This window comes from Streptomyces sp. NPDC002884 (genome assembly GCF_040295245.1).
Classification (GTDB): domain Bacteria; phylum Actinomycetota; class Actinomycetes; order Streptomycetales; family Streptomycetaceae; genus Streptomyces.
The window spans coordinates 585,539-599,850 of sequence record NZ_JBEOVB010000002.1 but is presented as its reverse complement, the minus strand read 5'-3'; the positions used below and the strand labels follow the sequence as shown (position 1 = coordinate 599,850).

The 14,312-nt window shown below is 70.7% G+C and carries 13 protein-coding genes; 9 read left to right on the top strand and 4 right to left on the bottom strand.

All coding sequences use genetic code 11. From position 1 onward, the window contains the following. Window positions 1-201 precede the first annotated feature (201 nt). From ABT070_RS07035 to ABT070_RS07010, 6 genes are all read left to right on the top strand, one after another. The gene (locus tag ABT070_RS07035; protein ID WP_351755791.1) at window positions 202-1,530 is read left to right on the top strand and encodes an extracellular solute-binding protein; all 1,329 of its coding nucleotides are present in this window, start codon (window positions 202-204) and stop codon (window positions 1,528-1,530) included. Further along, window positions 1,527-2,462 (top strand): carbohydrate ABC transporter permease, encoded by a 936-nt coding sequence (locus ABT070_RS07030; RefSeq protein WP_351755790.1) that lies wholly within the window; start codon window positions 1,527-1,529, stop codon window positions 2,460-2,462. The genes ABT070_RS07035 and ABT070_RS07030 overlap by 4 nt, the downstream gene beginning before the upstream one ends. Continuing rightward, the gene (locus ABT070_RS07025; RefSeq protein ID WP_351755788.1) at window positions 2,459-3,364 is read left to right on the top strand and encodes a carbohydrate ABC transporter permease; all 906 of its coding nucleotides are present in this window, start codon (window positions 2,459-2,461) and stop codon (window positions 3,362-3,364) included. The genes ABT070_RS07030 and ABT070_RS07025 overlap by 4 nt, the downstream gene beginning before the upstream one ends. Continuing rightward, window positions 3,361-4,395 (top strand): LacI family DNA-binding transcriptional regulator, encoded by a 1,035-nt coding sequence (locus ABT070_RS07020; RefSeq protein WP_351755785.1) that lies wholly within the window; start codon window positions 3,361-3,363, stop codon window positions 4,393-4,395. Before ABT070_RS07025 ends, ABT070_RS07020 begins: the two co-directional genes overlap by 4 nt. Before the next feature lie 127 nt (window positions 4,396-4,522). Continuing rightward, window positions 4,523-4,873 carry a VOC family protein gene (locus ABT070_RS07015; protein ID WP_351755783.1) on the top strand — a complete coding sequence of 117 codons (351 nt, stop codon included), beginning with the start codon at window positions 4,523-4,525 and terminating at the stop codon, window positions 4,871-4,873. Between the two features lie 75 nt (window positions 4,874-4,948). Continuing rightward, window positions 4,949-5,341: a MarR family winged helix-turn-helix transcriptional regulator gene (locus tag ABT070_RS07010; RefSeq protein ID WP_351755780.1), complete on the top strand. Its 393-nt coding sequence runs from the start codon at window positions 4,949-4,951 to the stop codon at window positions 5,339-5,341. Between the two features lie 57 nt (window positions 5,342-5,398). Here the strand turns inward: ABT070_RS07010 and ABT070_RS07005 are convergent, their stop codons facing one another. Then, a complete protein-coding gene (locus ABT070_RS07005; RefSeq protein ID WP_351755778.1) occupies window positions 5,399-5,797 on the bottom strand; it encodes an SseB family protein in 399 nt (132 codons plus the stop codon). A gap of 375 nt (window positions 5,798-6,172) precedes the next feature. Between ABT070_RS07005 and ABT070_RS07000 the strand changes: the two genes are divergently transcribed. Beyond that, window positions 6,173-7,618 carry a glyceraldehyde-3-phosphate dehydrogenase gene (locus ABT070_RS07000; RefSeq protein ID WP_351755776.1) on the top strand — a complete coding sequence of 482 codons (1,446 nt, stop codon included), beginning with the start codon at window positions 6,173-6,175 and terminating at the stop codon, window positions 7,616-7,618. 60 nt (window positions 7,619-7,678) lie between these two features. Here the strand turns inward: ABT070_RS07000 and gnd are convergent, their stop codons facing one another. From gnd to ABT070_RS06985, 3 genes are all read right to left on the bottom strand, one after another. Further along, a complete protein-coding gene (gene gnd / locus ABT070_RS06995; RefSeq protein WP_351755774.1) occupies window positions 7,679-9,118 on the bottom strand; it encodes an NADP-dependent phosphogluconate dehydrogenase in 1,440 nt (479 codons plus the stop codon). Window positions 9,119-9,361: 243 nt separating this feature from the next. Continuing rightward, window positions 9,362-9,868: a MarR family winged helix-turn-helix transcriptional regulator gene (locus tag ABT070_RS06990; protein WP_351755771.1), complete on the bottom strand. Its 507-nt coding sequence runs from the start codon at window positions 9,866-9,868 to the stop codon at window positions 9,362-9,364. Between the two features lie 203 nt (window positions 9,869-10,071). Further along, window positions 10,072-11,748: a cellulase family glycosylhydrolase gene (locus ABT070_RS06985; protein WP_351755768.1), complete on the bottom strand. Its 1,677-nt coding sequence runs from the start codon at window positions 11,746-11,748 to the stop codon at window positions 10,072-10,074. A gap of 303 nt (window positions 11,749-12,051) precedes the next feature. Here ABT070_RS06985 and ABT070_RS06980 point away from each other — a divergent pair, with 303 nt between their 5' ends. Together ABT070_RS06980 and ABT070_RS06975 are read left to right on the top strand one after the other, a co-directional pair. Beyond that, window positions 12,052-13,542 (top strand): aldehyde dehydrogenase, encoded by a 1,491-nt coding sequence (locus tag ABT070_RS06980; RefSeq protein WP_351755766.1) that lies wholly within the window; start codon window positions 12,052-12,054, stop codon window positions 13,540-13,542. Beyond that, a complete protein-coding gene (locus ABT070_RS06975; protein WP_351755763.1) occupies window positions 13,539-14,249 on the top strand; it encodes a gamma-glutamyl-gamma-aminobutyrate hydrolase family protein in 711 nt (236 codons plus the stop codon). Before ABT070_RS06980 ends, ABT070_RS06975 begins: the two co-directional genes overlap by 4 nt. The last annotated feature ends 63 nt before the right edge of the window (window positions 14,250-14,312 follow it).

The window sequence follows — 14,312 nt, the reverse complement described above, 5'->3', positions numbered from 1 at the left end:
GGGAACGTGCACACACATCGGCGGCGTTCTGAGCCCAACATAACCGCACAGCAACAACCATTGACAAGTGTCCGGGATGTTTCTCTACTGTGAACGCTCACAGACAGCATGGGAGCTTCTCGCGACGGGCGAGGAGCCCGCCCATGCGGTCGCATGGCAGGTTTTCGCACCGGGCGAGAACCCAGGTCAGGGGAGAGATCCATGCCCAACACGAAGCGCCGGCGGCTCGTTGTCAGAAGTGCGGCTGCCGCCCTCGCCGTCGCCCTCGGCGCCACCGCACTCACCGCCTGCGGCTCGTCCGACGAGGACAGCGCCGAGTCCGGTCCGGTCTCGCTCACGTACTGGACGTGGACGCCCGGCATGGACAAGGTCGTGGACCTGTGGAACAAGGGACAGGGCAAGAAGGACCAGATCACCGTCACGGTGAAGAAGCAGGCGTCCGGCGACACGCTGGTCACCAAGATCCTCACCGCGCACAAGGCCGGCAAGGCCCCCGACCTGGTCCAGGCCGAGTACCAGGCGCTGCCGACGCTGGTCAGCAATGACGCGCTGGCGGACATAGCGAAGAACGTCGGCGACGCGAAAGCCAAGTTCGCCGACGGTGTCTGGCAGCAGACGACGCTGGGCACGGACGCCGTGTACGCGGTGCCGCAGGACATCGGCCCGATGATGTTCTACTACCGCGCGGACCTCTTCAAGAAGTACGGCCTGACGGTCCCGACGACCTGGGAGCAGTTCGCGGCGACCGCCCGCGCGCTGAAGGAGAAGGCGCCGGACACGGACCTCACCACCTTCTCCGCCAACGACTCCGGCCTCTTCGCGGGCCTCGCCCAGCAGGCCGGCGCCAAGTGGTGGACCACCTCAGGCGACAAGTGGAACGTCGGCATCGACGACGCGGCCACCGAGAAGGTCGCCGACTTCTGGGGCGGCCTCGTCAAGGAGGGCGCCATCGACAACCAGCCGATGTACACGCCGGCCTGGAACAAGGCGCTCAACACCGGCAAGCAGATCGCCTGGGTCTCCGCGGTCTGGGCTCCGGGCACCCTGACCACCGCCGCGCCCGACACCAAGGGCAAGTGGGCCATGGCCCCGCTCCCCCAGTGGTCGAACAGCGACAACGTCACCGGCAGCTGGGGCGGATCCTCCACGGCCGTGACGACGGACTCGAAGCACAAGGAGGCCGCCGCCAAGTTCGCCGCCTGGCTGAACACCGACGGCGACGCCCTCAACGCCCTGGCCAAGGAGAGCGGCATCTACCCGGCCTCCACCTCCGCCCAGCTCAGCGGCGCCTTCACCACCCCGCCGGACTACTTCTCGAACCAGGCGGACTTCTACACCACGGCCGCCAAGATCGCCAAGACCACGGCGCCGTCGGCCTGGGGCCCGAACGTGAACGTCGCCTACACGACCTTCAAGGACGCGTTCGGCGCCGCCGCGAAGGACAAGTCGGACTTCTCCGCCGCCCTGGCCAAGATGCAGGCGGACACGGTCGCCGACCTCAAGAAGCAGGGCTTCGAGGTCTCCGAGTGACCATCGCACGCCGGAGGTCGTACGGGGTCAAGGGGGCCCCGTACGCCTTCCTCCTCCCCGCGACGATCCTCTTCGCCCTGTTCTTCGCGCTGCCCATCGGGTACGCGGTGTGGCTCAGCTTCCGCAAGGTGCACGTCTCCGGCCTCGGCCTGGGATCGGGTGCGCGCAAGGAGATCTGGGCCGGCTTCGAGAACTACACCGCCGCCTTCACCGACAGCGAGCTGCTCGACGGCGCGCTGCGCGTCCTCGGCTACGGCTGCATCGTCGTCCCGGTGATGCTGGGCCTGGCGCTGCTGTTCGCGCTGATGCTCGACTCCGAGAAGGTGCGGCTCGCCCCGTTCACCCGGCTCGCGATCTTCCTGCCGTACGCCATCCCCGGCGTCGTGGCGGCGCTGCTGTGGGGCTTCCTCTATCTGCCGGACGTCAGCCCGTTCTACTTCGTGCTGGAGAAGCTGGGCATGCCGCAGCCGGACCTGCTGGACGGCGGTCCGCTGTACCTCGCCCTGTCGAACATCGCGGTCTGGGGCGGCACCGGCTTCAACATGATCGTCATCTACACCTCGTTGCAGGCCATCCCGGTCGAGGTGTACGAGGCGGCGAAGCTGGACGGCGCCACCCCGGCGCAGATCGCGCTGCGGATCAAGATCCCGATGGTGGCGCCCTCGCTGGTGCTGACCTTCTTCTTCTCGATCATCGCCACGCTCCAGGTCTTCAACGAGCCGACCACCCTCAAGCCGCTCACCAACTCCGTGTCGACGACCTGGAGTCCGCTGATGAAGGTGTACCGGGACGCGTTCGGCACGGGCGACATCTACCAGGCGGCCGCGGAGGCCGTGATCATCGCTTTCGCCACGCTGGTGCTGTCCTTCGGCTTCCTGCGGGCCGCGAACCGTCGTAACAAGCAGGACGCCCGTCAAGGAGCAGCACGATGAGTTCTCTTGCCGTCCACAAGGCCCCCTCCGCGGCCGGCACCACCGGTGCGTCCCGGGGCCGTCCGCCGCTGCGCGGCAGGATCGCGCTGGTGCCGACGCTCACGCTGCTGCTCGGTGCGGTCTACTGCCTGCTCCCGGTGGCCTGGGTGGTGATCGCGTCCACCAAGTCCGGCAGTGAGCTGTTCTCGACGTTCACGTTCCTGCCGGGCAGCGGCTTCACCGACAACGTGCACGACCTCAACGCCTACCGCGACGGCATCTACTGGCAGTGGATGGCCAACTCCGCTCTGTACGCCGTTCTCGGCGCGCTGCTGTCGACATGTGTGTCGGCGTTCAGCGGCTACGCGCTGGCGACGTACCGCTTCCGGGGCCGCGAGACGCTGTTCAACGTGCTGCTGGCGGGCGTGCTGATGCCGCCGATCATCCTCGCCATCCCCCAGTACCTGCTGATGGCGAAGGTGGACCTCACGGACTCCTACTGGTCCGTGCTGCTGCCGCAGATCCTCTCCCCCTACGGGGTCTACCTCGCGCGCATCTACGCGGCCGCGGCCGTGCCGAGCGACGTGGTGGAGGCGGGCCGGATGGACGGGGCCGGCGAGTGGCGGATCTTCACCAGGGTCGCGCTGCCGATGATGGTGCCCGGCATGGTGACGGTGTTCCTGTTCCAGTTCGTGGCCATCTGGAACAACTTCCTGCTGCCGTACATCATGCTCAGCGACGACGAGAGGTTCCCGATCACGCTCGGCCTGTTCACGCTCCTCGAACAGGGCGCCAACACCCCGGCGCTGTACACGCTGGTGATCACCGGAGCGTTCCTGGCGGTGATCCCGCTGGTGGCGCTGTTCCTGGTCATTCAGCGGTTCTGGAGCCTGGATCTGCTGTCCGGAGCCGTAAAGTCATGACCATGAACAATGGTGCGGGGGGCCGCCGCAGACCGCCGACCATCCACGACGTGGCACGGGAGGCGGGAGTCTCACGAGGCACCGTCTCGCGCGTGCTCAACGGTGGACACTACGTGAGCCCCACCGCGGCCGAGGCGGTCAACGCCGCCATCCGCAGAACGGGCTACGTCGTGAACCGGCACGCCCGCTCCCTGATCACCGGCCGCTCCGACTCGGTGGGCTTCCTGCTGACCGAGCCCCAGGAGCGGTTCTTCGAGGACCCCAACTTCAACGTCCTGCTGCGCGGCTGCACGCAGGCGCTGGCAGCGCACGACATCCCCCTCCTGCTGATGCTGGCCGGGACCGAGGACGAGCGGCGGCGCATCACGCGGTACATCACCGCCGGGCATGTCGACGGGGTGCTGCTGGTCTCCAGCCACTCCGGGGACCCGATCGCCACGGAGCTGCGCGAGGCGGGCGTCCCGCTGGTCGCGTGCGGCAAGCCGATCGGGATCGGGTCCAAGGTGAGTTACGTGGCCGCCGACGACCGCGACGGCGCCCGGGACATGGTGCGCCATCTGCTGGCGCAGGGCCGCCGGCGGGTCGGCGTGGTCACCGGCCCGCTGGACACCCCCGGCGGTGTGGAGCGGCTCGCCGGCTACCGGGAGGTGCTCGCCGAGGCGGGCGTCGAGTACGACGAGCGGATCGTGGTCTCCGGTGACTACAGCCGGGCCAGCGGTGAGGCGGGCGCCGAGCGGCTGCTGGCGCAGGCACCGGACCTCGACGCGGTGTTCGTCGCGTCGGACCTGATGGCACAGGGCGTGCTGACGACCCTGCACCGGGCGGGCCGGCGGGTGCCCGAGGACGTCTCGGTCGGCGGCTTCGACGACTCCCCGGCGGCGACCGCGGCCAGTCCCTCGCTCACCACCATCCGTCAGCCCTGGGACCGGATCAGCAACGAGATGGTCCGGGTGCTGCTCGCCCAGATAGGGGGCGAGGACCCGGCGGCGGTGATCCTGCCGACGGAGCTGGTGAAGCGGGAGTCGACGTAGCGGACCGGGGCGGTGCGCGCCGAACCGGTCAGGATCGGAGAAGCCGTCCGGCGCTCCCCGGCCTAGCGTGAGTGGTGCGGGAACACGGACCCGTTCCCGCGCACCGCACCTCACCGAGGAGAACGCCATGACCGCCGGCCTGCAGACGATCATCTACCCCGTCAAGGATCTCGCCCGGGCGAAGGCCCTGTTCAGCGTGCTGCTGGAGGTCGAGCCCTACGCCGACGAGCCCTACTACGTCGGCTACAAGGCCGCCGGACAGGACGTCGGTCTCGACCCGAACGGACACGCCAAGGGCATGACCGGACCGGTTCCGTACTGGCATGTCACGGACCTGCGCGAGCGGCTCACGGCGCTGGTGGCCGCGGGGGCGGAGCTGCTTCAGGACGCGCAGGACGTCGGCGGCGGCAGGCTCGTCGCCTTCGTGAAGGACGCGGACGGCAACCTGGTGGGGCTGCTCCAGGATCCGGCCGCCTGAGGCGTCGGCGGAACCGCTTGCACCCGCACTAGTTGCACACTCAATGAATCGCCGTTTTGGTGTTACCGTGCGGGTATGGCAGCAAAGACGGCCGGGGCGGGCCTCGAGGAGCGGTGGCGGGACATCCTGTCGGTGCACGCGCGCACGATGTGCGAGATCGATCGGGCGCTGCACCCGCACGGCCTCGGAGCGAGCGACTTCGAAGTGCTCGACATCCTCGCCGCCGAAGCGCCCCGGGAGGGCGACCAGTGCCGGGTGCAGAACCTCGTCGGACGGGTGCACCTCAGCCAGAGCGCGCTGTCCCGCCTCATCGGCCGCCTGGAGAAGGAAGGCCTGGTGGAGCGGTCCGTCTGCGTGGAGGACCGGCGCGGGGTGTGGGTCGCCCTCACCCGCAAGGGCCGCGACCTGCACACCGAGGTGCTGCCGCTCCAGCGGGCGGTGCTCGGCCGGATGCTGGCCGAGTCCTAGACCTGCCCGGCTCCCCCGGCCTGCGGGGGAGCCCCGATCCGGGAAAGCGTCCGTGCGTCAGCGGGCCAGCAGGGTGCGCACCCCTTCCGACGTGAGCGTCAGCGGATGGTCGCCGGCCGCGTCGATCGAGAGGGACAGGTCGGTGGTCGGCCACTGCGCGGCGAGCGCGCCGAGGGGCACGAGCCGGTAGCGGGCGACCTCCGGGAGCAGGTCCGCCATCTCCGGTTCGGAGGTGAACACGGGCACCACGGGCGCGCCACCGGGCTGCTCGAGGACGGGCAGCGCGACCGTGGTCGGGTTGGTGATGTCCTCGTCCATGGCGTCGTCGGGCACGGGCACGAGGACGTCGCATTGCGCGAGCGTGTCCAGTGCGGCGGTGTCCTCGGTGTCCCTGGCCAGCGCGTCCAGCGCCAGCGCGGCGGGGTTGTCGATGCGGTCGTGCGCGGGTGTCTCCATGACGGTCTCCCCTGGTAGCGGCCGGTAGCGGCGGTCCGGCCACGCGTACCCGACCGGCAGACGCTCAATCCCCCGCGGGCAACTGGGGCGCGACCGCCGCGCGCACCGAGCCGCACGAGTCGATCACGCGGGGGCGGCGCCCCGCGACGAGGGAATCGGTCTCCGCGTTCCGGGAGGTGCCGGCCGCCGACCTGCCCGTCGACCGGGAGGACGCCCGACGCCGGCCGCCGCCCAGGGGCGGACCGACCGACACCTGGAACCCCGCCCCTGACAGGCGTCTCGCCCCGGGGTGCACAGCTGAGCGCGGGCCCGCTTGAATGATCGAACGACCACAGGGTTAGCATATGAGCGCCACCTAGCTCGAAAGATAGGCCCGTGACGCTCAACGACGATTCGTTCACCAACTGGAAGAACCGCGAGGAGATCGCGGAGTCGATGATCCCGATGATCGGGAAGCTGCACCGCGAGCGGGACGTGACCGTCCTGCTGCACAGCCGCTCCCTGGTGAACAAGTCGGTGGTCAGCATCCTCAAGACCCACCGGTTCGCCCGCCAGATCGCCGGCGAGGAGCTCTCGGTCACCGAGACGCTGCCGTTCCTCGATGCGCTCACCGCGCTCGACCTCGGCCCTTCGCAGATCGACATCGGCATGCTCGCCGCGACCTACCGGACCGACGACCGCGGTCTGTCGGTGGCGGAGTTCACCGCCGAGGCCGTCGCCGGCGCCACCGGCGCGAACAAGATCGACCGACGTGAGCCGCGCGACGTCGTCCTGTACGGCTTCGGCCGCATCGGCCGGCTCGTCGCCCGGCTGCTCATCGAGAAGTCCGGCTCCGGCAACGGCCTGCGACTGCGCGCCATCGTGGTGCGCGGCGGCGGCGAGCAGGATCTCGTCAAGCGCGCGTCCCTGCTGCGCCGCGACTCGGTGCACGGCCAGTTCCAGGGCACGATCACGGTCGACGAGGCCAACAACAAGATCATCGCCAATGGCAACGAGATCACGGTGATCTACGCCGACGACCCGAGCCAGGTCGACTACACGCAGTACGGCGTACGCAACGCCATCCTGATCGACAACACCGGCAAGTGGCGCGACCGCGAGGGCCTCTCCGGACACCTGCGGCCGGGCATCGACAAGGTCGTGCTGACCGCGCCCGGCAAGGGCGACGTGCCGAACATCGTCCACGGCGTCAACCACGACACGATCAAGCCGGACGAGCAGATCCTGTCCTGCGCGTCCTGCACCACCAACGCGATCGTCCCGCCGCTGAAGGCGATGGCCGACGAGTACGGCGTGCTGCGCGGCCACGTGGAGACCGTCCACTCGTTCACCAACGACCAGAACCTGCTGGACAATTACCACAAGGCCGACCGTCGCGGCCGTTCGGCGCCGCTGAACATGGTCATCACCGAGACCGGCGCCGCCTCGGCCGTCGCCAAGGCGCTGCCCGACCTCAAGGCGCCGATCACCGGCAGCTCGATCCGCGTGCCGGTGCCGGACGTCTCGATCGCGATCCTCAGCCTGCGGCTCGGCCGGGAGACCACCCGCGAGGAGGTCCTCGATCACCTCCGCGAGGTGTCCCTGACCTCGCCGCTCAAGCGCCAGATCGACTTCACCACGGCGCCGGACGCGGTCTCGATGGACTTCATCGGCTCGCGCCACGCCTCGATCATCGACGCCGGCGCCACCAAGGTCGACGGCGACAACGCCATCCTCTACCTCTGGTACGACAACGAGTTCGGCTACTCCTGCCAGGTCGTCCGCGTCGTCCAGCACGTCTCCGGGGTGGAGTACCCGACGTACCCGGCGACGGGCGTCTGAGACCGACGACCGGCAGAAGGAGTGGGGCGCCCTGGGCCGAGGGCGCCCCACTCCCGTATGTCAGGCCGACGTCTCCGGACGGTCGGCCTCGGCCCAGTGGGTGTGGAAGGCGCCGGGACGGTCGGTGCGCTGGTAGGTGTGGGCGCCGAAGTAGTCCCGCTGGCCCTGGAGAAGGGCGGCCGGCAGCCGCTCCGCGCGCAGGGTGTCGTAGTGGGCGAGCGCGGCCGAGAAGGCGGGCACGGGGATCCCACGACGGGCGGCGGAGGCCACCGTCTCCCGCCAGGGCACCTGCGCGTCCGTGATCTCCATGGCGAACTCCATCTCGCCGAGCAGGCTGACCAGGTCCGGGTCGGCGGCGTACGCGGCGCGGATGCGGTCGAGGAACGTGGCGCGGATGATGCAGCCGCCGCGCCAGATCCGGGCGACCGCGCCCAGGTCGATCTTCCAGCCGAACTCGCCGGCCGCGTCCTGGATCATCTTCCAGCCCTGGTCGTAGGCGATGACCTTCGAGGCGTACAGGGCGTGCTCGACCTGGGAGGTGAAGCGGGTGGCCTCGGTGCGGCTGAGCGGGGGCGTGGTGCCGCCGGGGAGTCCGGCGTAGGCGGCGCGCAGCGCGCTCTGGCCGGAGGCGGCGCGCGCGAAGGTGGCCTGCGCGATGGCCGTGACCGGGGAGCCCAGGTCCAGGGCGGTCTGCACGGTCCAGCGGCCGGTGCCCTTCTGACCGGCGGCGTCGGCGACGATGTCGACGAACGCCAGGCCGGTGGTGGCGTCGGTGTGGGCGAGGACCTCGGCGGTGATCTCGATGAGGTAGGAGCCGAGCCGGCCCTCGTTCCAGGTGCGGAAGATGTCGGCGATCTCCGCCGGGGTGTAGCCGGCGACCTGGCGCAGCAGGTCGTACGCCTCGGCGATGAGCTGCATGTCGGCGTACTCGATGCCGTTGTGCACCATCTTGACGAAGTGCCCGGCGCCGTCGGTGCCGATGTGCGTGGCGCAGGGCTCGCCGCCGACCTTCGCGCTGATGGACTCGAACATGGGGCCGAGGACGTCGTACGACTCGGTCGAGCCGCCGACCATGACGGCCGGCCCGTTCAGCGCGCCCTCCTCGCCGCCGGAGACGCCGGCGCCGACGAAGTGGAGACCGCGCTCGCGCAGGGACTCCTCGCGGCGGCGGGTGTCGGCGTAGTGGGCGTTGCCACCGTCGATGATCATGTCGCCGGGCTCGAGCAGCGGGGCGAACTCGTCGATGACCGCGTCGGTGACCGCGCCCGCCTGCACCATGATCATCAGTCGGCGGGGACGTTCGAGCGCGGCCACGAAGTCCGCGGCCGACTCGGCGGGGACGAACGCGCCCTCGTGGCCGAACTCCTCGACGAGCGCGCGGGTGCGGCCGGCGGAACGGTTGTGGACGGCGACGGTGTAACCGTTGCGGGCGAAGTTGCGCGCGAGGTTGCGGCCCATCACGCCGAGGCCGGTGACGCCGATGGCGGCGGTTGCGTTCACGAGGTACGTCCCTAGGATCGTTGGCGTGGTCGGAGGGACGGGCGGCCCCCCGGTACCCCCAGGTACGGACCGTCGGCCGGTTCTTCTCGATCCGTCACCGATTCCTTGTGACGATCGGCGATTCCGTGAGCCGGTCAGGCCCCGTCGGGCCACCTCGGACCACCCGAATCACCCGGACCGGGTGGACCGGCCGGACAGCCGGACCGGGTGGACCAGCCGGTCCGGGCGAAGTCGCCCGCCTCGCTAGCGGCGTCGCCAGGGCAGCGCCGCGGGGTCGGCCTCGGTGCTCTCGGCCCGGACCAGTGCCTCGCCGATGGCCTCGCCGATGTCCGCGAACTGGCGCACCTGCTCGGGTGTGAGGACGTCGAACACCGCTCGCCGTACGGCCTCCACGTGCCCCGGGGCGGCCTCCTCCAGCAGGGACCTGCCCTGGTCGGTGAGGAAGGCGAGCTGGCCCCGGCCGTCGGCGGGGTCCTCCCTGCGGTCCACGAGAGAGTCCTCGCGCAGCCGGTTGATCGCGTGGGTGAGCCGACTACGGGTGATCTTCAGGCGCTGCGCGAGCTCGGACATACCGAGAGTGCCTTCCGGGGCCGCGGAGAGGTAGGCCAGCACGCTGTAGTCGGCGTGTGTCATACCCGCGTCGCGTCGCAGCTGCCGGTTGAGGTGGTCGGCGAGCAGGGTGGAGAAGTCGATGTAGGCCAGCCAGGCTCGTCGTTCGTCGGCGTTGAGCCAGCGGGGCGTCGTGGACATGGGCACACCCTACGGGGTGGGCCCATGTCCGCCCGGAGAGCCGGAACGGCCCCCGGACCCCTCACGCCGGTGACGCTCGCCGGCGCGACCTCCCGCGCCCGGGCGCGGACCGGGCCGCCGACCGCGCCCGTCCGCGACACGATTCCCGGGAGAGCGACCGGCGAAGGCACGGGCCTCCTCCGCCGGTCGGCGGGAGCGGCCGGTCAGGTGGTGGCGCAGGCGCCGCCGTTGAGCGTGAACGCGGTCGGTGAGGTGTTGGTCGCGCCCTTGCTGCCGATGAAGCCGACGGTGACCGAACCGCCGGCCGGGACGGTGGACGTGTACGAGGCGGGGACGACACTCACCGAACCGCCGCTCTGGGTGGCGGTCCCGCCCCACATGTTGGTGACGGTCTGGCCGTCGGCGAAGGCGAAGGCGAGCTTCCAGCCGCTGATGGCGGTGGTGCCGGTGTTGCGCAGGGTGATATCGCCCTGGAAGCCGCCGGGCCACTCCCCCACGACGCGGTAGCCGACGGAGCAGGCCACGGCGGGCGCGCTGCCGGTGGTGACGTTCACCGAGGCGGAGCGGGTGGAGCGGTTCCCGGCGGCGTCGCGGGCGTAGACGGCGAAGGTGTACGCCGTGCTCGCGGTGAGGCCGGTCACCGTGGCGGAGTTGGTGGTCGAGGCGGCGACACCGGTCTCGGTGGTGCCGCTGATCCGTACGACGTCATAGCCGGCGACGCCGACGTTGTCCGTGGCGGCCGTCCAGGTGAGCGTCGCGGAGGTGGCCGTCACGGTGGCGGCGGTCGGGGTGCCCGGAGCGGTGGGGGCCTGGGTGTCTCCCGGGGTGCCGCCGCCGAAGATCGTGGCCTCCTCGGCGGTCTGGGCGATGCCGTTGACGCCGTTGAAGATGCGCTGACCCCATGAACTGAGCTGCGCGGGATCGAAGTTGAGCGTCAGGTCGAGGATCGGGTCGGTGTTCCCGCTCCAGGACCAGGCGAGGTAGCCCAGGTCGAGCTGCTGGGCGGTGGCCATCATGGTGTCCTCGTCGGGATCGCCCCACTGGTCGGCGGGGCCGCCGAACTCGCCGATGAGGATCGGGAGTCGGGCGCTGACGAAGGCGTTCAGATAGTCGGTGATCTCCGCCGCGGTGTCGAAGACGCTGTACATGTGGATCGAGAAGATCAGGTTGCCGGTGGGGTCGGCGGCGTACACGGACTGGGCGTTGGCGCGCATGACGCCCTGCCAGTCCTGACCCCAGTTGGGGGCGTCCACCATGATCGTGTGCTGGAATCCGGCGTTGCGCAGCTTCTTGATCGCGGCGATGGTCGGATCGGTCCAGCCCGCCGGATCGGTGTTGCCCCAGGGCTCGTTGCCGATGTTGACGATGATGTAGTTCTCCTGGCCGGCCAGCACGTCCTTCAGGCCGATCCAGTAGTCGGCCGCCTGGTCGAGCGTGCCTGCGGCGGTGTCCTCGCCGTACCCGGTGGTGTCGTGCACCTCCAGTACGCAGATGAGCCGGTTGGCCTTGCACTGCGCGACGACGGTCGCCACGTCCGACGCGCTGTTCGCGCTCCAGCGGTGGCCGTCGGCGAGGACGACGCGCACCGCGTTGGCGCCCATCGCCTTGATGTCGGCGAGGGACTGCTGCGTCCTGCCCGGATACCAGGTGTGGGCGTGGTTCACACCACGCATGACGAAGTCGTTCCCGTTGCTCTCGACCAGGCGGCCGTTACTGATGTGCAGGCCGGTGGCGAGGGCGTCGGGCGACCGGGTCTCGGCCTGGGCGGCGGCCGGGCAGAGGGCACCCACGAGGACCAGGCCGAGGAGGACCGCGAGCCTGGTCAGCAGCGCGCCCAGGGGGTGCGCTCGCGACGGGCTCGGGCCCGGGCCCGTCGTCATGTCCGTACTCGTTGCCGTGTCTCTTCTCGTGCTTCTCTTCGTGCTCCTTGTCGTGCTCGTTGTCGTGCTCCTTGTTGTTCTCACTGCGACTCCAGGAGTGAGGCCAAGAAACTCAGGCGGCAGAGGGGTGGGGGGCGTGGGGGATGGCGTGTGGGAGCGCTCCCATGAAGCCACTACGTCAAGTACACGTCAAGACCTCGCGCAGGGTCCCGCCGGATGCGGCGAGGCTCCCGAGCCTTGTGGGGAGAGCCGCCGGCGCATATCGTTTGACATCAAATGAGACCCGTGAAGGGAAGACCTGGCATGCCGGACCTCACCCACGACGAGTGGCTGCGCCGCGCCAAGACCCTCGAGCCGTCCGGCGCCCACCACATCGGCGGCGCCGCCGAGAGCGGGGGCGGATCCTCCTTCGCCGCCGTCTCGCCCCGGGACGGCCAGGTGCTGGCGCGGGTCGCCGACGGAGGCGCCGCCGAGGTCGACGCCGCCGTGGCCGCCGCTCGCCGCGCCTTCGACACCGGCCCCTGGCCGCGCCTCGCACCCGTCGAACGCGGCCGGACGCTGCTGCGGATCGCCGACCTGCTCGAGGAACGGCGTACGGAACTCGCGCTCACCGTCACTCTGGAGATGGGCAAGCCCGTCTCCGACGCGTACGGGATCGAGCTGCGGGCCCTCATCAACACCTTCCGCTGGTACGGGCAGTTGGCGGACAAGCTCACCGACGAGGCCCCGCACAGCGCCCCCGACGCGCTCGCCCTCGTCACGCGGGAGCCGGCCGGGGTCGTCGGCGCGGTGGTGCCCTGGAACTTCCCGCTCACGCTGGCCGGCTGGAAGGTCGCCCCGGCACTGGCGGCCGGCTGCACGGTCGTGCTCAAGCCGTCGGAGAACTCACCGTTGTCCGCCCTGCTGCTGGGCCGGATCGCGACCGAGGCCGGGCTGCCCGCGGGCGTGCTCAACGTGGTCAACGGCCAGGGACCGGTGGCCGGACGTGCCCTCGGGCTGCATCCCGACGTCGACGTCCTGGCCTTCACCGGGTCCACCGCCGTCGGGCGCCACTTCCTGCACTACGCCGCCGACTCCAACCTCAAGCGCGTCTGGCTCGAACTGGGCGGCAAGTCCCCCAACATCATCCTCCCCGACGCCCCCGACCTGGCGAAGGCCGCCGCCACCGCCGCCTGGGGCATCTTCTTCAACCAGGGCGAGATGTGCACCGCCCCCTCCCGGCTGCTGGTGCACTCCTCGATCGCCGAACGCGTCACCGAGGCGGTCGTGGCCCGGGCCCGGGAGCTGCGCGTCGGCGACCCCCTCGACCCGGCCACCGAGATGGGCGCGCTGGTCGGCGAGGCCCACCTCGACCGCGTACGGGACCACGTCGGCACCGGGCTGGCCGAGGGCGCCCGGCTCCGGGCCGGTGGCGAGCGGATCCTCGCCGACACGGGCGGCACCTATCTGGAACCGACGGTCTTCGACCGGGTGGAGCCGGGGATGCGGCTGGCCCGCGAGGAGATCTTCGGGCCCGTCCTGTCGGTGCTCGCCTTCGACGACGTCGACGAGGCCGTCCGTCTGGCCAACGCCACCGAGTACGGCCTCGCCGCCGGCCTGTGGACCTCCGACCTGTCCACCGCCCACCAGGTCTCGCGCGCGCTCAGGGCGGGCACGGTCTGGGTCAACTGCTACGAGGAGGGCGACCTGACCGTCCCGTTCGGGGGCATGAAGCAGTCCGGCAACGGCCGCGACAAGTCCGCCCACGCCCTCGAGAAGTACACCGAACTCAAGACCACGTGGATCCAGCTGTGACGACGCCCGTACGCCCGCTCATCGCCATCCCCGCCCGCTTCTCCGCCACCACCTCCGCGCTCCGGTACGCCGCCGAGGTCAACGCCCGCGCCCTGATCGAGGCCGTCTGGCGGGCCGGCGGGGAACCGGCGGGCATCCACCCGGCGGACTCCGACGTAGCCTCCCGCCTCACCCGCTTCGACGGCGTCCTGCTGCCGGGCGGCGGCGACCTCGCCCCGCACCGCTACGGCGCCGAGGACACCCACGGCAGCGTCTACGACGTCGACGACCTCCAGGACGCCTTCGACCTCGAACTCGCCCGGCGGGCCCTCGACTCGGGCCTGCCCCTGCTCGCGATCTGCCGGGGCCTCCAGGTCGTCGACGTCGCCCTCGGCGGCACGCTCGAACAGGACATGGGCGGCCCCGAACGGGCCCACCGGCACGTCGTGCACCCGGTGGAGGTACGGCCCGGCACGCTGCTGGAGCGGGCCACCGGCGCGCAGAAGGTGGAGGTCTCCTGCTACCACCACCAGCGGGTGAGCGACGTAGCGCCGGGGCTCACCGTCACCGCGCGAGCCGCCGACGGCACCGTGGAGGGACTCGAACTCCCCGGCGCGCGAGGGTGGTTCACCGCCGTCCAGTGGCACCCGGAGGACACCGCGCACGAGGATCCCGCGCAACAGGGACTCTTCGACGCGCTGGTCCGGGCCGCCCGCGACTTCCGCTGACGCGAGCGGCGCTCCCTCGGGGGCGGGGGTTCCCGAGGGAGCAGAAGCCTGCGGGTGGGCCGA